The sequence below is a fragment of the Streptomyces sp. NPDC020958 genome (assembly GCF_055562175.1).
Genome location: NZ_JBVHFU010000001.1, coordinates 251,314 through 268,437 on the forward strand (window position 1 = coordinate 251,314; position 17,124 = coordinate 268,437).

General features: G+C 71.0%; 14 protein-coding genes, 1 tRNA gene and 1 pseudogene. 9 read left to right on the forward strand and 7 right to left on the reverse strand.

Annotated features, from left to right (window positions below):
- Nucleotides 1–73: 73 nt before the first annotated feature.
- Nucleotides 74–850, reverse strand: a complete 777-nt coding sequence (locus tag ACZ3KP_RS01180) for an SDR family oxidoreductase (protein WP_467495341.1) — start codon at nt 848–850, stop codon at nt 74–76.
- 14 nt (nt 851–864) lie between these two features.
- Nucleotides 865–2,034: a phytanoyl-CoA dioxygenase family protein gene (locus ACZ3KP_RS01185; protein WP_467495343.1), complete on the reverse strand. Its 1,170-nt coding sequence runs from the start codon at nt 2,032–2,034 to the stop codon at nt 865–867.
- 146 nt (nt 2,035–2,180) lie between these two features.
- Between ACZ3KP_RS01185 and ACZ3KP_RS01190 the strand changes: the two genes are divergently transcribed.
- Nucleotides 2,181–3,212: a LacI family DNA-binding transcriptional regulator gene (locus ACZ3KP_RS01190; RefSeq protein WP_467495345.1), complete on the forward strand. Its 1,032-nt coding sequence runs from the start codon at nt 2,181–2,183 to the stop codon at nt 3,210–3,212.
- A gap of 19 nt (nt 3,213–3,231) precedes the next feature.
- Here ACZ3KP_RS01190 and ACZ3KP_RS01195 read toward each other — a convergent pair whose 3' ends face one another.
- Nucleotides 3,232–3,579 carry a cupin domain-containing protein gene (locus tag ACZ3KP_RS01195; RefSeq protein ID WP_358979865.1) on the reverse strand — a complete coding sequence of 116 codons (348 nt, stop codon included), beginning with the start codon at nt 3,577–3,579 and terminating at the stop codon, nt 3,232–3,234.
- A gap of 153 nt (nt 3,580–3,732) precedes the next feature.
- On the opposite strand from ACZ3KP_RS01195, the gene ACZ3KP_RS01200 reads away from it, so the two are divergent.
- From ACZ3KP_RS01200 to ACZ3KP_RS01210, 3 genes are all read left to right on the forward strand, one after another.
- Nucleotides 3,733–4,245: a hypothetical protein gene (locus ACZ3KP_RS01200; RefSeq protein WP_467495347.1), complete on the forward strand. Its 513-nt coding sequence runs from the start codon at nt 3,733–3,735 to the stop codon at nt 4,243–4,245.
- A 122-nt stretch (nt 4,246–4,367) separates the two neighbouring features.
- A complete protein-coding gene (locus tag ACZ3KP_RS01205) occupies nt 4,368–5,225 on the forward strand; it encodes an intradiol ring-cleavage dioxygenase (protein WP_467495349.1) in 858 nt (285 codons plus the stop codon).
- A gap of 41 nt (nt 5,226–5,266) precedes the next feature.
- The gene (locus ACZ3KP_RS01210; protein WP_467496734.1) at nt 5,267–6,319 is read left to right on the forward strand and encodes a maleylacetate reductase; all 1,053 of its coding nucleotides are present in this window, start codon (nt 5,267–5,269) and stop codon (nt 6,317–6,319) included.
- A gap of 7 nt (nt 6,320–6,326) precedes the next feature.
- Here ACZ3KP_RS01210 and ACZ3KP_RS01215 read toward each other — a convergent pair whose 3' ends face one another.
- Nucleotides 6,327–6,905 (reverse strand): TetR/AcrR family transcriptional regulator, encoded by a 579-nt coding sequence (locus tag ACZ3KP_RS01215; RefSeq protein ID WP_360564441.1) that lies wholly within the window; start codon nt 6,903–6,905, stop codon nt 6,327–6,329.
- Between the two features lie 162 nt (nt 6,906–7,067).
- Between ACZ3KP_RS01215 and ACZ3KP_RS01220 the strand changes: the two genes are divergently transcribed.
- Nucleotides 7,068–8,495 (forward strand): MFS transporter, encoded by a 1,428-nt coding sequence (locus ACZ3KP_RS01220; RefSeq protein ID WP_467495351.1) that lies wholly within the window; start codon nt 7,068–7,070, stop codon nt 8,493–8,495.
- A 45-nt stretch (nt 8,496–8,540) separates the two neighbouring features.
- Nucleotides 8,541–8,614 (forward strand) — tRNA-Pro (locus tag ACZ3KP_RS01225).
- 899 nt (nt 8,615–9,513) lie between these two features.
- Here the strand turns inward: ACZ3KP_RS01225 and ACZ3KP_RS01230 are convergent.
- The gene (locus tag ACZ3KP_RS01230; RefSeq protein WP_467495353.1) at nt 9,514–10,812 is read right to left on the reverse strand and encodes a DUF2207 family protein; all 1,299 of its coding nucleotides are present in this window, start codon (nt 10,810–10,812) and stop codon (nt 9,514–9,516) included.
- 289 nt (nt 10,813–11,101) lie between these two features.
- Between ACZ3KP_RS01230 and ACZ3KP_RS01235 the strand changes: the two genes are divergently transcribed.
- The 3 genes and pseudogenes from ACZ3KP_RS01235 to ACZ3KP_RS01245 form a co-directional block, all read left to right on the forward strand.
- Nucleotides 11,102–12,664 carry a hypothetical protein gene (locus ACZ3KP_RS01235; RefSeq protein ID WP_467495355.1) on the forward strand — a complete coding sequence of 521 codons (1,563 nt, stop codon included), beginning with the start codon at nt 11,102–11,104 and terminating at the stop codon, nt 12,662–12,664.
- A 47-nt stretch (nt 12,665–12,711) separates the two neighbouring features.
- Complete coding sequence (locus ACZ3KP_RS01240) at nt 12,712–14,763, forward strand: WD40 repeat domain-containing protein (RefSeq protein ID WP_467495357.1); 2,052 nt, start codon at nt 12,712–12,714, stop codon at nt 14,761–14,763.
- Between the two features lie 82 nt (nt 14,764–14,845).
- Nucleotides 14,846–14,986: pseudogene (locus tag ACZ3KP_RS01245) on the forward strand (IS256 family transposase); the annotation flags it as partial.
- Between the two features lie 50 nt (nt 14,987–15,036).
- Here the strand turns inward: ACZ3KP_RS01245 and ACZ3KP_RS01250 are convergent.
- Nucleotides 15,037–15,495 (reverse strand): hypothetical protein, encoded by a 459-nt coding sequence (locus ACZ3KP_RS01250; RefSeq protein ID WP_467495359.1) that lies wholly within the window; start codon nt 15,493–15,495, stop codon nt 15,037–15,039.
- Between the two features lie 951 nt (nt 15,496–16,446).
- A complete protein-coding gene (locus ACZ3KP_RS01255; protein WP_467495361.1) occupies nt 16,447–17,094 on the reverse strand; it encodes a TetR/AcrR family transcriptional regulator in 648 nt (215 codons plus the stop codon).
- Between the last annotated feature and the right edge of the window lie 30 nt (nt 17,095–17,124).

The following is a 17,124-nucleotide window of genomic DNA, read 5'->3' on the forward strand; positions in this document are numbered from 1 at the left end:
GGGTGTCACTCCTTGACTGCTGGATGGTGGGGCGCCGTCGAAAGGGGCGCGGGGCTGAGCGGGCGGCGGACGTCTAGCCGAGACCCCCCAGGACGTTCTGGTCCCAGTCGATCACCGACCCGGTGACCACTCCCGACCGCTCCGACAGCAGGAACACCACGAAGTCGGCGATCTCGTCCGGCTGCCCCAGCCTGCCCATCGGCACCCTGGCCGCGGCCTCCCTGAGCCAGTCGTCGCCCGCCCCGTGGAACGCCCGCTGCGTCGCGTCCTCCCCCTCCGTCGCCGTCCAGCCGATGTTCAGCCCGTTGATCCGCACCCGGTCCCACCGGTGCGCGTGCGCGGCGTTGCGGGTCAGGCCGATCAGACCGGCCTTGGCCGCTACGTACGGCGCGAGGAACGGCTGCCCGCCGTGCGCGTCGAACGTGATGATGTTGACGATCGTGCCGGGCGCCTTGCGGCCGACCATGTCGGCCACCGCCGCCTGCATCGCGAAGAACGGTCCCCTGAGGTTGATCGCGATGTGCTGGTCGAACAGCTCGGGCGTGGTGTCGAGGAGGGTGCCCCGGGACGTGAGCCCCGCCGCGTTGACCAGGCAGTCGATCCGGCCGTACGCGCCGATCACCTCGGCCACCGAGGACCCGGCCTGCCCGGCGTCGGCGAGGTCGGCGCGCACGAACAGGGCCTTGCCGCCCGCGGCGGACAGTTCCGCCACCAGGGCCTCGCCGGGCTCCGGGCGGCGGCCGGTCACGGCCACCGTCGCGCCCTCACGGACCGCGGCCCGCGCGACGGCCGCGCCGACGCCCTGGCTGCCGCCGTTGACGAGGACGACCTTCTCGTCGAGCAGTCCCATGTGATGTCGCCCTTTCAGCTCTCGCGCCGGGCCGTGGCGGCCCGTAGTTCGTCCCGCAGCACCCGCGGCAGCCAGTCCTCCCGCAGCGCCCGTCGCACCAGGTCCGCCTGCGAGGGCGGAGCCATGCCGTCGACCGGCGGATCACTGTCGAGGTTGGTCGGGAACGGATAGCCCTCGGCGCTCGCGGCGACCACGCGCTCGAGCCACGCCTCGCCCGCGCCCTCCGAGCGGCGCCGGCGCAGCACCGGGTAGACCGCGTTGACCACCGCCTCCCGGTCCACGGTCTCCATGGGCCGGCCGAAGGCCGAGGACACCTGGAGCAGGTTGGCCGTCCGGCGCACGTCGAGGGTCCGGTTGGTGCCTGCCGCGTGGAACACCGCCGGGTTGAAGAACGCGGCGTCGCCCTTGGCGAGCGCCGGCTGCACGTGGTGGGTCTTGAAGTAGGCCTGGAACTCCGGCCGCCGCCAGGCCAGGTAGCCCGGCTCGTAGGTCTGGGAGTAGGGGAGGTACATGGTCGGCCCGGACTCCACCGGCATGTCGCAGTGCGCGACCGCGCCCTGCAGGGTGAGCACGGGGGAGAGGCGGTGCACGTGCGCCGGATAGGCCTCGGCCTGCTCGTCGGAGAGGAAACCGAGGTGGTAGTCGCGGTGCGCGGTCTGCGCCGCGCCGCCGGGGTTGACCACGTTGACCTGGGAGGTGATCTGGTAGCCGGGGCCCAGCCAGGCCAGTGAGACCAGCGCCACGACGTCGTTGGCGTAGTAGTCGGCGAACGCCTCCGGGTCGTACAGTGCCGCCTTCTCCAGGGCGTTCCACACCCGCTCGTTGGCGCCCGGTCGCGCGAAGTGGTCGCCGGCCCGGGCGCCCGACTCGCGCTGCTCCGAGAGCAGCGCCTCGAACACCGCCGTGGCCCGGTCGACCACCCCCGGATCGGGGAACGCGCCCCTGAAGACGACGACACCGGGGCCGTCCGTCAGAGCGCGGACCAGTTCGGTCCGCAGCCCGTGCGGCGCCCCGTCGCCGCGCAGCAGCTGCTCGCTGTCGTAGACGAGGACGTTGTCCGCCACGGCCGACGCGTGCGGGTAGTCGGCCGGGTCGCAGGTCCGCTCGACCAGGTCGCGGAACGTGCCGAGGTCGCAGTCCTGCGGCGACAGCCAGGGGCGGCCCTGTTCGGCTGCTAGGGACATCGGCGTCCTGCTTTCGGTCACGGTCACGGCCACGGACGGGGCCAGGGGTACGGCCACCGGAGCGGCGGGGCTCTGTCATTCTTGTCAGTACAAACCCCTCGAACAATCAGCAGCGGGCCATCAAAAACCCCTCAAGGAGTCAGGCCGTGGGTCACCCCTTCCCCATCCGTGAGATCGCACGTCAGGCCGGGCTCAGCGAGGCCACCGTGGATCGGGTGCTGAACGGCAGGGGCGGGGTGCGGGAGAGCACCGAACGCGAGGTGCGGCAGGCGATCGCCGACCTGGACCGGCAACGCACCCAGGTCCGGCTGGTCGGCCGTACCTTCATGGTCGACATCGTGATGCACGCGCCCGAGCGGTTCACCACCGCCGTGCGGGCCGCGCTGGAGGCGGAACTGCCGTCGCTGCACCCGGCGGTGGTGCGCTCCCGGTTCCACTTCCGGGAGACCGGCCCGGTCGCGGAGCTGGTGCAGACACTGGACCGGATCGCCAGGCGGGGCTCCCAGGGGGTGATCCTCAAGGCACCGGACGTCCCCGAGGTCACCGCCGCCGTCGGGCGGCTGCGGTCGGCGCAGATCCCCGTCGTCACCCTGGTCACCGACCTGCCCGCGAGCGGCCGGCTCGCGTACGTCGGCAGCGACAACCGCGCCGCGGGAGCCACCGCCGCCTATCTGATGGGCCAGTGGCTCGGCGATCGCCCGGGCAACGTCCTCACCAGTCTCAGCAGCGGCTTCTTCCGCAACGAGGAGGAGCGCGAGATGGGCTTCCGCGCCGTCATGCGGGCCACCCACCCCGAGCGCACCCTGGTGGAGATCGCCGAGGGCCAGGGCCTGGACGCCACCCAGTACGAACTGGTCCGCGCCGCCCTGGAACGCGACCCGGAGATCCGGGCCGTCTACTCGATCGGCGGCGGCAACATCGCCACCCTGCGCGCCTTCGCCGAACTGGGGCGCGAGTGCGCGGTGTTCATAGCCCACGACCTCGACCACGACAACACCCGCCTGCTGCGTGAGCACCGGCTGTCCGCCGTCCTCCACCACGACCTGCGCCACGACATGCGGGAGGCCTGCCACCTGGTGATGCGGGCCCAGGGCGCGCTGCCCCCGGCCGGCCCGACGCTGCCGTCGGCGATCCAGGTGGTCACGCCGTACAACATGCCCATGCCCCCGGCCCGCTGAGCACCCTCGCAGGGGGCCCTCAGAGACTGATCGCGTACGCCTTGCGGAGCGTCTCGTGCACCGTCCACGTCGTCCGGTCGCCCGCGCGCAGCACGGCCAGGTCGCCGGGGCCCACCCGGAACGTCTCCCCGCCCTCGACCTCGATCGTCGCGGAGCCGCTGACCACCACGAACAGCTCGTCGGCCTCGGTGTCGGTGACCACCCCCGGGGTGATCTGCCAGATGCCGCGGACCTGCTTGCCGTCGTCGGACTCCCAGACCACCTTCCCGGTCACCTCGGGGGTGCCGGAGACGATCTGCGCCGGGTCCAACGGGTCGGGCTCGAGTGCGGCGTCGGGGATGTGCAGGGCGAAGCTGGGCGTCGTCATGCGCCGACCCTAGCGAGCCGGCCGGACGCCGGACCGTGGACAGGGTGCCGGACATCGGGCCGGGTGGCAGGACACTTCGTCGGGCCGTCGGGCACGGCGGGGGTGCGCTGTCCGGACTGGCGGGAGCGGACGGCCCGGGTGATCGTGGAGAGCATGGCTGACCCGACGCCGGCCACGGCCCGGCCGCGTTCGCACGACACCCGTGAGGCGGTCCTGTTCGGCGGGGTCTACGGCGCCGTGCTGGCCTGCTCGATGGTCGCCGCGCTCACGCAGTACGGTCACACCTCCGCCGCCAGCCGCCGCTACGACGCCGTGTGGCTGCTGGTCACCGCCTGCGCGTCCGCGCTGGCCCACGGCTACGCCCACCACATCGCCGAGCGGGCCCCGCAGCGGCGCTGGGACCTGCCGCGCAGCCTGGCCGAGGAGTGGCCGCTGGTCGTCGCCGTGCTCCCCACGGTGCTCCTGCTCGCGGGCGCCGGCTGGGGCTGGTGGCCGGCCCAGGGGATCGAGTACCCGGCGTTCGTCCTGAACATCGTGATCCTGTTCGGCCTCGGGCTCGTCACCGCCCGCCGGTCGCGGCGGAGTTGGTTCGCGGCCGTGCTCATCGGGGCGGTCGACGCGCTGCTGGGGGTGGTCGTGGTGGTCGCCAACGCGTTCATCAAGTAGCTCCGCGACCGGTCTCGTTCCTCATCTCGTTCCTCATCTCGTTAATTCGACATCTCGTTCCTTCGACGGTGAACGCGTTTACGATCACTCAAGGTCACTGTTCCTCCGGGCAAGGAGCCGGCATGACAACCGAAGACGCGGTCACCACCGAGGCCGTCGAGAGTCTGCGGGGCACCGACGACCCCCGGCTGCGCGCACTGCTCAGCGCGCTCATCCGCCATCTGCACGCCTTCGCGAGCGAGACCCGGCTGACCCGCGACGAGTGGGAGACGGCGATCGCGTTCCTCACCGCGACCGGGCAGACCTGCACGGACACCCGGCAGGAGTTCATCCTGCTCTCCGACGTGCTGGGCCTGTCCATGCTGGTCGAGAAGATCAACGGGCACAGTGCTCCCGGGCGCACCGAGTCGACCGTCCTCGGCCCCTTCCACATGACCGAGTCACCGGTGCGGGAACTCGGCGCCGACATCGACCTCGTCGGCACCGGCGAACCCTGTGTGGTCAGCGGTGTCGTCCGCGCCGCCGACGGCACCCCGCTGCCCGGCGCGGTCCTGGACGTGTGGCAGGCCGACCCGCACGGCTTCTACGACGTGCAGCAGCCCGGGGTCCAGCCGGCCGGCAACGGGCGGGGGCTGTTCACCGCGGACGCCGAGGGCCGCTTCTGGTTCCGCACCTGTGTGCCCAGCGCCTACCCGATCCCCACCGACGGCCCGGTGGGCGACCTGCTCAAGGCCACCGGGCGGCACCCCTACCGGCCCGCCCACATCCACTTCATCGTCTCGGCCGAGGGACACGAACCGGTCACCACGCACATCTTCGTCGCCGGCGGCGCGTACCTGGACTCGGACGCCGTGTTCGCGGTGAAGCACAGCCTGGTCAAGGACTTCACGCCGACCGACGACCCGGCCCTGGCCGCGGAGTTCGAGGTGGCGAACCCCTTCCGGCACGCCCGCTTCGACCTCGTGCTGGACCCCTCGTGAACCGCGGCGGCGCGGAGCCGGACGCCGGTAACCCCGGCTTCGTGCACGAGACGTGGGCCGCGCGGGTGGTCTTCCGGGCCGGCGCCGCGCTCACCGCGACCGCGGAGGAGGCCCGGCGGCTGGGGCTGCGGCGGCTGCTGGTGCTCAGCGGCGAGCGGGGCGCGGACACCGCGCGGGCCGTCGCCGACTCGCTCGGCCCGGCCTGCGCGGGCCTGCACACGGGGGCCCGGATGCACGTCCCGGTGGCGGTCGCCGACCGAGGCGTCGAGGTGGCCCGGGCCGCGGGCGCCGACGGCTGCGTGGCCGTCGGCGGCGGCTCGGCCATCGGCCTCGGCAAGGCCATCGCCCTGCACACCGGCCTCCCGCTGATCGCCGTGCCCTCCACCTACGCCGGTTCCGAGATGACCCCCGTCTGGGGCCTGACCGAGCACGGCGCCAAACGCACCGGCCGCGACCCCGTCGTCCTGCCGCGCAGCGTCGTGTACGACCCCGAGCTCACCCTCTCCCTGCCCGTCCCGCTCTCGGTGACCAGCGGGATCAACGCCCTCGCCCACGCGGTCGAGGCGCTGTACGCCCCGGACGGCTCGCCGCTGGTCGCGCTGATGGCCGAGGAGGCGGCAGGGGCGATGGCTGAGGCGCTGCCCGCGATCGCCGTCGCCCCGGACTCCCTGCCGGCCCGCTCCCGGGCCCTGTACGGCGCCTGGCTGTGCGGGGCCTGTCTCGGGGCCACCACCATGGGTCTGCACCACAAGCTCTGCCATGTCCTCGGGGGCACCTTCGGCCTCCCGCACGCCGAGACCCACACGGTGGTGCTGCCGTACGCCCTCGCCTTCAACGCGCCGGCGGCCCCGCGGGCGGTCGCCGCCGTGGGCAGGGCGCTGGGCACGGACGACGCGCCCGGCGCCGTGCGGGACCTGGGGGTGCGTCTGGGAGCGCCGCGTTCCCTCGCCGAACTCGGCCTGAAGGAGGCCGACTTGCCGGTCGCCGCCGAACAGGTGGCGGGTCAGGCGTACGCCAATCCGCGGCCGGTGACGGCCGAGGACGCGCTGGCCGTGCTGCGGGCGGCGTACGAGGGCAGGGCGCCGAGCGCCTGACGGGTGCTCAACGCACCGTTCGTACGCCGTCCAGGGCGATTCCCAGCACCCGGTCCCGCTGGGCCTCGTCCTCGAAGGCGGTGGCCGTGATGCCGGAGACCATCCTCAGCAGGTCGCCGATCTCCATGTCGGTCCGTACCACGCCCGCCTTCTGGGCTCTCTCCAGCAGCGGGCCGCCGGCCGCGTACATCGAGTCCCGGCAGGCGGAGAAGATCTCCGACTCGTCGTTGAGCGCCTCCCGCACCGCCCGCTTGGTGACCATGTAGCCGGTGAAGCGGTCCAGCCAGGACCGCAGGGCCTGCCACGGCTCCTGCCCGCCGAGTTCCACGGCGGCCCGGCACAGCGCGTTGACCTCGTCCGCGTAGACGCTCTCGAAGAGGTCGCGGCGGGTGGGGAAGTTCCGGTACAGGGTCCCGATGCCGACCCCCGCGCGGCGGGCGACGTCCTCCAGGGAGACGTCCGAGCCGTGCTCGGCGAACGCCTCGCGGGCGGCTGTGATCAGCGCGTCGTAGTTGCGGGCCGCGTCCTTACGGTGGGGCCGCCGGGACGCGACGATCTCACTGACGGGGAACGGGGTGTCCGTCATGGCTGCCTCCCGTGCGACAGGACAGAACCGGAGGGAATCCTCGACTTCGGTTGAAGCGGAGGATCGCCTCCGTTAGAGTGGAGGGGAACCTCCACTTTAGCAGGGCGGCCACCGCTGCCCCGATCCGTTCTCCCTCCGTTCCGATGTCGGAGAGGCTCCTCCATGCCCCGGAAGTCCACCCGCCTCACCTTCGCGGTCCTCGCGACCGGTGCCGGCGTGTTCTCCATGCTCCAGTCGCTGGTCGCGCCGGCCCTGCCGACCGTCCAGCACGCGATGCACACCTCGCAGTCCACCGCGACCTGGGTGATGACGGCGTATCTGCTGTCCGCCTCGGTCTTCACCCCGATCCTCGGCCGGGTCGGCGACCTGGCAGGCAAGAAGCGCAGTCTCGTCGCCGTGCTGCTCGCCGTCCTGGCCGGCTCGCTGCTCGCCGCCCTCGCGCCGAACATCGGCGTACTGATCGTCGCCCGGGTCGTCCAGGGCATCGGCGGCGCCCTGTTCCCGCTCTCCTTCGGCATCATCCGGGACGAGTTCGGCCCGGCCGAGGTCAGCGGCAGCATCAGCAACCTGTCCGCGGTGATCGCGGCCGGCGGAGGCGTCGGCATCGTGGCCGCCGGACCGATCGTCTCGGCGCTGGACTACCGCTGGCTGTTCTGGATCCCGGTCGCCGTCGTCGCCGTGACGGTCCTGATAGCCGCCCGCTATGTCCCCGAGTCGCCCAAGCGCGCCCAGGGCAGCGTCAGTTGGCTCGCTGCCGGGCTGCTCTCCGCCTGGCTGGTGGCGCTGCTGCTGCCGCTGAGCCAGGCCGGCCGGTGGGGCTGGGGCTCGGTCCGGGTGCTCGGCCTGTTCGCCGCGGCCGCCGTGCTGTTCGCCGTCTGGCTCCGCACCGAGGCCCGCTCCGCGACCCCGCTCATCGACCTGCGCGTGATGCGGCTCCCGGCCGTCTGGACGACCAACGCGGCGGCGCTGCTCTTCGGCGCCGGCATGTACGCGATCTGGTCCTTCCTGCCCGGCTTCGTCCAGACCCCGGGCGCGGCCGGCTACGGCTTCGGGGCCACCGTCACCGAGTCCGGCCTGCTCATGCTGCCGATGCTGATCGCCATGTTCCTCTCCGGCGTCGTCGGCGGCCGTCTCGAACCCCGCGTCGGCGCCAAGGCCCAGCTCACCACGGGCGCCGCGCTGGGCGCGCTGGCCTGCGGATTCCTCACCCTCTGGCATGACGAGCGGTGGCAGATCGGCGTCGTCGCGGGGCTCTTCGGCCTCGGTATCGGACTGGCCTTCGCCTCCATGGCCAACCTCATCGTCGGCAGCGTCCCGCCCGAGCAGACCGGCGCCGCGACCGGCATGAACGCCAACATCCGAACCATCGGCGGCTCCGTCGGCGCCGCGCTCACCAGCGTCCTGGTCACCGGCCGGCTCCAGCCCTCCGGCCTCCCGTACGCCTCCGGCTACACCCACGCCTGGGCTCTGCTGACCCTGTTCTGCCTGACCGCCGCCGGGGCCGCGCTCCTGGTCCCGGTCCGGCGCGCGAGCCGGGTCACCGGCCCGGTCACGGACCGGCCGGCGGCGGCACCCGTGCGCGTACGGTAGTGTTGACCTGCGTGATCACGCGGTACCCACCGCGTGACCGCGCAGCGGGACGTGGCGCAGCTTGGTAGCGCACTTGACTGGGGGTCAAGGGGTCGCAGGTTCAAATCCTGTCGTCCCGACTGGAGACAGTCGCAGGTCAGGGGCCGTTTCAGAGGAGATCTGAAGCGGTCCTTGATTATTCTTGGGGACCGCTTGGGGACCAGTTCACGTTGAAGGGGCTGTGGCGCACCTTGACCCAGTCAAGGTGCGCCACAGATGGCAGGCCGGTGGCGCGGATACTTGGTTTGACCTGTGGCTTTCTAGTGCGTCCCGGACAGATGATGGCGGCGGGGCCTGTCTCGTGGAGTGGCCGTCGGTACACCACTTCATCGGACGTGACCTCCCGGAGGCTGGCCGCTACCGACGTCTGGCATCGCGCCGGCTTGGCCCTGAGGCAGCGTGTGGCACGGATGTCGATGGGCCTGCTGACTCGTGCCAATGTCGGCTGTTGAACCCTAATGCCGCCCGTTGATGCAGCCGGAAGGCCCAGTAAGGTCCAGGGCGCCCCCAGCGGCGATGAGGTCCCTTGCGGCATGTGCATGCATGGTCTGCGAACTTCACCGTGCCGGTGGCCTCGACTCGGTCAGTGGCGGAGCAGGTCGTCGGCGCCGACTGTCAAGTAGGTCTCGGGAGTGGTGGCTTCAAGGGTCGACGTGGACGAGTGCGGCTTGGGCCGGCGTGAGACAGGGGCCATCCGGCACCCAGAGGCCCGTCTGGGGGGTCCGACACAACTCGGCTGAGAGGATCCCGCGTTGCGGTATAGCTTGCGCCCTGGACACAGGGACCGGCGGACGGCCGAGGCGCGAGGTTCGTCGCCACCGTCTGGTGGGAAGTACCGCTTTGTGTCGACCAGTCCGCTGCTGGGCTTCCTCTGTGCCTTCATCATGGACGCGTACCCGGAGGTTCTGGCCGACCCAGCGTCTACGGCTGCGTGGTAGTTCGAACCGATAGCGGTTATGACGCCTCGTCGCTGGAATCGTCAGTCGGTCCGCGACACGGCCTCGACCACACTGATCTGATGGATCTTGCGCCGACGCGGGCTGCAGTGGACATCGACGACGTCCCCCACCCGGAACCGGTCCTTGAGCTCCGGGTTCGCTTCGCGTGAGAACATCGGCCGGCTCCACTGGTCGACCTCGAAGGACCAGGCTCTCCGCGTCGCCGGGTCCTCGATGGAGCAGCAGTAGTGCGTGACATCCGTGTACGGGTCGTCGTGGTGAGTGTCGTAGTCCCAGCGCGAGATGACGGCACCGCGAAAGCTCGCCTCGTCGGGAACCGCCAGGACCCGACGGCGGGCCGGCAGCCACAGGCCCCACAGCAGTACGCCGGCGAGCAACGGAGCGGTGTCCCATTCCCAGGCCAACGCCGGGCGGTGCGCGGTCAGGGTCACCGCGACCAGGGCGACGAAGGCGGCGCACACGGCCACGGCCAGCAGCACGAGCTGCCACAGGTGTCCCCAGCGCGGGATATCCAGCGGCCCGGCGTACACGACGTGCCACGATCTGCCGTACGAGGACCAGATCCGCTGCGGCTCGCGTACGGGAAGCGCCGATTCGGGACCAGCCGCTCCCACCTGGCGTTTGGGCAGCCGATGCTCTCCAGCGCGGTCGTGGACCCGCCACTCGCGCGCGGCCTGCCGTCCGGCGGCCGTCAACCTGGGCCCGGATGCGAGCGGGACGTCTGACAGCCGCACCAGCCCCAACAGGCTGAGCACGAGGACCACTTTGAGAATGACCCGCACCCACTCGGGACTGAACGAAACGCCGGCCCACAGGGCGCCGAACCAGGCCGCGAGGGCCGCACCCCGATACAGCAGCGTCACGTACTTGTTCCGGGCCGGCCGTATGAGGCCAAGAGCGGTCGCCTCGTTGCGGACACTGTCCTGAAAGCCGCGCCACCATACCCAGAACTCGTCGCCGTCGCCCGGCCCGAGGGCGCCTATCGGCACGCGGTCGACACCGCCTCGGCAGCGCCGGCGGATCCGTTCGACCACGAGTTCCTCGACGGGCCGCAGCGGCGCCGAGTCGGCGGTCTGCGGGACGATCCGTACGGTCACCGTACCGTCGGCTTTCTCTTCACCCTGCAGTCGGCCCGTGCGGACCATTTCCAGGGCGGTGGTCTCGATGCCCTTGGGAGTTGTCTTCCCGTCTCCCATAAGGAGGTTCACCACACCCGCGGTCAGCATCCGATATTTCATACGCCCCCCAGAAATGTGACCGAGACGACTGTAGATGCTCTTGGGGATCATCGCATCGGGGAAAACACGCAGCCGAGGCATCGTCGAAGCTGATGTCCGAGCTGAGAGCCACGAGATGTTCACCGCTGCCCTGTTGAAATAACGGGCTCAGCGGATGCGTGGATCTCTGCGGCGATTCAGCTGCGCGGGCGCGCTGTCGCCCTCCTGAGCACCAACGGGACCAGTGTCTCGGCCAGGCCACTGGCGAGACTCCGTCAGGTCGGGGCCCCGTTACTGTTGGGCCGCCTGCGCAGGTGCGCAGTTGAGGGGCTTCGCCAAGGGGGCACCAGGCATGTCAGAGGGGTTGGCCCAGTGGGGGCCAGAGCTTTTCATGACACGGGAACGGGAGCTACGTCGCGGCCTGGCACCCGAGAACGACGTGGGAAGGGACGTCGCGCAAGGGGGGTTCGAGCCCTGCCTGCTGACCCTTCTGCGGCTGTCGGTGGGCAGGCAGTCGAGCACCGGTCTCACCAGTGGGTGGTTCCCGAGGGCGCTTGCCCGCACCGGCCACCTCGTCCGCGCGGCTGAGCTGGCGTACACGATCAGTGACGAGCTCAAGCAGGGTACGGAGCTACTGGAGCTGGTGCAGGCCGCGGCGGGCGCGGGAGACCTGGGCGGCGCTCAGGCGCTGGCCGAGTCGATTCCCCTACGGCAGGTGCGGGACCAAGCACTGGTCGCCCTCGTGCCGGCGTGGGCCCGTGCAGGTGAGCGTGACCGGGCCGTCGCTCTGGCGGAGAGGATCCGCTACCCGCACAACTGGGGGTGGGCCTGGGCCCTGTTGGCGAAGGCGGTGGCGGACAGCGGCGACATCGATGAGGCGCTCAGGTTTGTCGCTCGCGCCGACGACGTGGTGAGTTCCTACGCCGCCGACGGGACGGAACACGTGCTCGCCGTCCTCGTGGAGGTGGCCGTCGCCAGCGGCGACCATGGCCGGGCCGCCGCACTTGCCGACCGCGTGGAGGACATCACCCGCTCCCGCAACTCGACGGGGTGGTCAGAGCCACGGCCCTTGGCGGTGGTGTTGGCCCGTGAGACGCTGGCGGGAGACCTTGACCGGCTCGATGCTCTCCTGCGCACCCCGCCCGGACCGGCCGTCGGCGCCGGGGGCACGGTATGCGGGTGGGCGCTCGGCGAAGCCGCCGAACAGGACCTGGTGGTCCTGGAAGGAGACCTGGACGAGGCCGCCGTTCGCCCGTTCCCTCCGGGATCCCCGCTCGACGCCTGGGACATGGCCTGTGTGCTGGACGCTGTCGTTCACAGCGCCGACCAGGACGTGGTCCTGGCCCTTGCCGACCGGGCCGAGACACTGCTCGAGACCGGCGGCGGCCGTGATCACGACGTTCTGCTGAGGTCCTTGACACTCCTGCTGGCCAGGCATGGGCAGGTCGAGCGGGCCATGGCCCTCGCCTGCCGTCTCGACCCCGATCTGTCCGTGGCGCGGCAGGCCGACATCGTCGGAGAACTGGCCCGGTCCGGTGACACGGGCGGTGCCGAGGTTCTCGCCCACACGATCAACGACCGCAGGGCACAGGACAGGGCGCTGATCGAAGTGGTCCGGGAGCTGGCCCGGGGTGGCGATCCAGGCCGGGCCGAGGCTCTTGTCCACTCGATCGACGACCGCTGGGCGCAGGGCGAGGCACTGGTCGCGGTCGTCCGGGAGACGGCCCGGCACGGCGATCACGCGCGGGCCGAGGCTCTCACCCGCTCGATCGCCCACCGCGCGACACGAGCCCGCGCCCTGGCCGCACTCGTGGAGTTGGCCGAGCCGTCCCACGCCCGCAGGCTCGCCGCGCAGGTCGTGAGGGTTGCGGGCGGCTGGGATCCTGTTCTTCCGGTCCTGGAGCGGATCGCGCCCCGTTCCGTGGCAGTCGTCGCCGATCGGACGATGAGCTGATCCGGGGCAGCCTCCTGATTGTCAGTGCTGCCTGCGAGACTCGTTCCATGATTCCGAAGCTGCCCTTGCACAGCCCTCGTTGGCTTGACCTCGACGGTGTGAAGGTCGAAGAGGTGAAAGCACTCCTGGAGCAGTTGTCCTCCGCGGCTGCTACCGGGAGCGGCGATGGATGGAGGCAGACCTGGACGTACCTGGCCGGCGGTCTGATGGACGACGGGACCGTCTTCGACGGGGCCTATGCCGCTCTGCCGCATCTCATCGAGGCGGCAGCGGCCCTGCCTCCGGGACAGACCGCCGACTTCTGGGTGGACTTGGGATGCATCGTGACCGCGGAGGACAGGCCCCCCGTCCCGGCCGATCTCGAGATGGGGTTCGGCGCCGCACTGCGTCTGGCCGAGCGGGCGGCCACCCGAAGCCTCCTTGCCGCCGATACTGCTCCGCAGGTCTGCGCCCACCTCGTGCTCGCCTGCGTGGCCTTCGCCGGCCACCACATGGGCGAAGCGCTGTGGCGGTTCCCCGATCCCCGGGAAGCTGACCTCCTGCTGATGTGTCCCGAGTGCGAGAGTGATACCGAGATCCCCGACTTCTTCGTCGACCCGGCATGTCCGCCCGCCGAGGCTCCGGGGCTTCCTGATCCCGCCCATGTCAGGCAGGGAGGACATACCTGGGGCGAGGTCGCTGCAGCATTGCGCGAGGAAGCGGTGGGAGAGGAGTGGGAGCCCTTCCTGCGGGTGGCACGCGAGGTCGCGATGGCCGGGGTACCCCCGGAAACACCGGGGCAAGCCGTCCTGTGTCTGGTCGTCGGCATGGTCGCGGTCGCGGGCAATCCGCAACAGGACGCAAGGGAGTTGGCCCGCCAACTGATGGCGCTCACCGGAGACTTCCGCTGCTGGGACTGCGAGCGGACGTGGACGATCGCCGACGGCCTGGCGGAGAACCCGGCCGGGGCGAGCCCCCGGCACCGTCCGACGGAGGCGCGGGCGGACTCCGACGAGTCGGCCGTCATGGTGGAGTCGACGGCGTCCGGACGAACAGGTGAAGCGGCGACTCGGTTCCGGCAGAACGGGAACGCGGTGCTCGCGGCCGACGGCACCCCCTGGGGCCGTATCACGGTGTTTTCCGATGTGCCGGTGTTCTCCGATTCGGCGCCCGGTTCATCCGGGGGTGTCGACGCGCTGGCGGTGGTGTCCCGCCCGGGTCGGCCGACGCTCGTGGCCGGCGCCGGGGACAGGGGCGTGGTGTGCCTGTGGGACGTGGCCGACGGCCGGCTCGTCCATGACCCGCTGCCAGGACATCGTGACCGTATCCGCTCGATGACGGCCCTGCCCCTGACCGACGGCCGCGTCCTTCTGGCGAGCGGAGGCGACACCGGGACGATCGGCCTGTGGGACCCTGTCACCGGGCAGCCGGTTCGTGAACCGGCCGGAAACTGGCCTGGCGGGGTGACCGGAATGTGTGCCGCGACCGTCTCCGACGGCCGCACCCTGCTCGTCACCGCCACCCCCCGAGGCGCGGTCCGGCTGTGGGATCCGGATACCGGTGAGTGCGTCGGCCGCCTCAACCCCTATGGCAGTCCGATCCAGTCGATCGCCGCCGTCCCGATCGCCGCCGGCCATACACTGATCGCGGCCTCGGACACCGCCGGCCGCCTTCACGTGTGGGACCCGGCCGTCGAGGACCCCTGGGAGAGCGGCGCGGCCGTGCAGTTGAGCGCCAGCGCCCTCGCCGATGCCGACCATCGGGTGGTAACCGTGGCGGCTGTGCCCACACCCGACCGAACCATGTTGGCCACCGGAGACAACCAGGGCGTGGTCATGCTGTGGGACCTTGCCACCGGTGCCCCGATCGGCGACGGTCTGCCCGCCTCGACAGGCACCGGGGGCCTGCCGGCCATCACCGCCTCCACCCTGCGCGACGGCCGCACGGTCCTGGTCACCGGCACCCGGCACGGTCACCGGCTGCGGATATGGGAACCGGAGACCGGCGCGGTGGGGCACATCGCCCTGGATGTGGTGCTCACCTGTCTGGCCACCGCGGGCCCGGACCTGCTCGTCGGGCACGACCGCGGGGTCCTCAGCCTCCCGCTCACCAGACGATGAACGCGTTCAGCCGAGACCCGTCCCACCCTGTCGCGCGGAGCCTCGGGACGGATGCCGAGAACCCGCGCGACGTGCGCGCGCCGGCAGCGCGGCCGCCGCGCTCGCCATGGTTTTCAAGCTCGTCGAGTCTGCCCAGCAGCGGTGGCGAGCCGTGAACGCACCCCACCTCGTCGCCCTCGTCCGCGCCGGCGCCCGCTTCGAACGCGGCCACCTCGTCGAACGTCTAGGGGCAAGCGGCTTGAACGTCCTCAACCCGCATGCATGTCAAGGGACCTACTCCGCGGCTGTCACACGGGCCCAGTACTCGCGAACCACCGCCAGGTTGCCTTCGAAGACCTCATCGCCGCGACGGCTGGTGAAGACCCCCGGGATCGCAAACGATCGTCCTCGCGCCCGATACACGCGCACCTCCCACCAGGCCCCGCCGCGTGTCTGGTGGCTTCGCGGCTCAATGCCGGTGATCTCACTCCACGGGATCGCTCGGCGACTGACGAGTGTGGAGAACTGGATCCGATCAGGCGCGAGGAGCGTTCGGCCATATCCGCGGTTGATCATATAGAAGAGCGAAGCCAGCCAAAGGACGCCGACGACGCCGCCCCACCACCAGCGGCCCGTCGTGGCTGTCGCCTCCGTCGCCACTGCCATGCCCGCGAACAGCAGCGTCAAGACCCCGGTCCACCACCAGTTCCTGCGCCGGGCAGCAATGTCGAGACCGATCCATATCTCCGGCACGCGCTGATGCTACAGACAACCAGGATGAGACCCCATCGACAGTTCTTGACAATTCCTCCGCCGAACCCAACCCGATGGCGCAGATCGCGATCGCGTTTGGAAGTCGTCCTCCGAGCGGCAGACCGAGCCCGACAGGGTCGTGTCCCTTCTCGTGGTGTAGCCGATCAAGGTGGCGGAATCGCCAGGTCACGGCTCGATTTCCCTCCCCGGAGGCGCTGTTGGGGCTCACCGAGCCGTTACCAGCGGCGATCGCCAGGAAGTCCGCAGTGGCAGATACCGGACGGCTCCGAAGCGGAGCCGCCAGACCGTGATCGGCTACACCACCACGAGGGACACGACCCCCGACAGGCCCCTCCGGTCCAGCCTCGTCCTGAGAGCATTCCAGTTGCAGAGTCCGCGACGGGGACGGCGGCGGCCGTCGGGCGCGCGCAGACCGCGCGCCTGGCCATGCTGACGGGTGCCTTCAAGCTGCTCTGGGCGACGGTCACCCCCTCCGGGCGCCTCCTGGAGCTGGTGTGGCAATTGCGATTCGGGGCTGACTGACGATCGCACCAACGCCTCCGACGTCGACTTCGTGGGGCTGGACTGGGGTGGCGGTGTCCCTCCGAGTCGTGCTCGGAGCCGTCGAGTCGGAGCATGCTGGTCATGAGTCGACTCGTCTCGCTGAGCGCTGGTGACAGAGCGGTGGCCGCGCTTGGGGACCAGTTGGGGACCACACGGCGTGCGCGATGGTGCACGAGAGAGCCTGCCGCACGCATAGTCCACCCTGATTAAGTCTGCTTTATCCAGAAAATGCCCCTGACCTCTACTCCTGGGGGTCAAGGGGTCGCAGGTTCAAATCCTGTCGTCCCGACTGGAGACAGTCGCAGGTCAGGGCCGGTTTCGGAGGTGTCCGAAACCGGCCCTTGATCATTCTTGGGACCAGGTGGGGACCGGCGCCCCTGACCGGAGTCAGCGGGTCACTGCGATCCTGTACGCGAGCCGCAGGCTTGTCGCCGGCGGCAGCGGTGCAGGCGCATCCGTCTCCGATGTGGTGCGGAACGCCTCGATCACGTAGGCGGCGAAGCGTCGGGAGGCCGTGAGCCGGGCTGCACGCGGCGCGTTCTGGAGGCCCCGGTGGGCCATGAGCATGAGGATCAGGTCGTCGACGACGAAGCCCGGGCGGAGTCGGCCGGTCTCCTGGGCGCGCCGGGCCAGTTCGGCAACCGCGCGCAACGTCCGCTCCCGGTCGGCGGCGAAGTCCATGGCCTCGGGGAAGGCCGCCATGAAGGCGTCGGCGAATCCCCGGCTGTGCGCGTGGAGTTCGCAGATCCGCTCGACCAGACTCCGGAATCCGTGCCACGGGTCAGGGGCCGCGAGGGCGTCGCGTACGGCGGCACGGCAGCTTCGCTGCTGCTCGGCGAAGGTTTCCACAATCAGCGTCTGCTTGGTCGGGAAGTGCCGGTACAGCGTGGCGGGGCCGACGCCGGCCTGCCGGGCGACCTCGCGCATGGGTGCGCCCAGGCCCTCCTCGCCGAACACCGCGCGGGCGGCGTCCAGGATGCGGGCGCGGTTGTCGCGGGCGTCGGAGCGCACGGTGTGAGGCAAACGGTCGGCCATGGGCTCTCACTTTAGCCAAGCGGACGGGGG

Bases quoted from the DNA above. Each gene is read 5' to 3' on its own strand.
- ACZ3KP_RS01195 (WP_358979865.1), bottom strand. From the start codon at position 3,579: ATGACGACGCCCAGCTTCGCCCTGCACATCCCCGACGCCGCACTCGAG.
- ACZ3KP_RS01205 (WP_467495349.1), top strand. From the start codon at position 4,368: ATGACAACCGAAGACGCGGTCACCACCGAGGCCGTCGAGAGTCTGCGG.
- ACZ3KP_RS01235 (WP_467495355.1), top strand. From the start codon at position 11,102: ATGACACGGGAACGGGAGCTACGTCGCGGCCTGGCACCCGAGAACGAC.
- ACZ3KP_RS01255 (WP_467495361.1), bottom strand. From the start codon at position 17,094: ATGGCCGACCGTTTGCCTCACACCGTGCGCTCCGACGCCCGCGACAAC.
- ACZ3KP_RS01185 (WP_467495343.1), bottom strand. From the start codon at position 2,034: ATGTCCCTAGCAGCCGAACAGGGCCGCCCCTGGCTGTCGCCGCAGGAC.
- ACZ3KP_RS01180 (WP_467495341.1), bottom strand. From the start codon at position 850: ATGGGACTGCTCGACGAGAAGGTCGTCCTCGTCAACGGCGGCAGCCAG.
- ACZ3KP_RS01230 (WP_467495353.1), bottom strand. From the start codon at position 10,812: ATGCCTCGGCTGCGTGTTTTCCCCGATGCGATGATCCCCAAGAGCATC.
- ACZ3KP_RS01240 (WP_467495357.1), top strand. From the start codon at position 12,712: ATGATTCCGAAGCTGCCCTTGCACAGCCCTCGTTGGCTTGACCTCGAC.
- ACZ3KP_RS01200 (WP_467495347.1), top strand. From the start codon at position 3,733: ATGGCTGACCCGACGCCGGCCACGGCCCGGCCGCGTTCGCACGACACC.
- ACZ3KP_RS01215 (WP_360564441.1), bottom strand. From the start codon at position 6,905: ATGACGGACACCCCGTTCCCCGTCAGTGAGATCGTCGCGTCCCGGCGG.
- ACZ3KP_RS01220 (WP_467495351.1), top strand. From the start codon at position 7,068: ATGCCCCGGAAGTCCACCCGCCTCACCTTCGCGGTCCTCGCGACCGGT.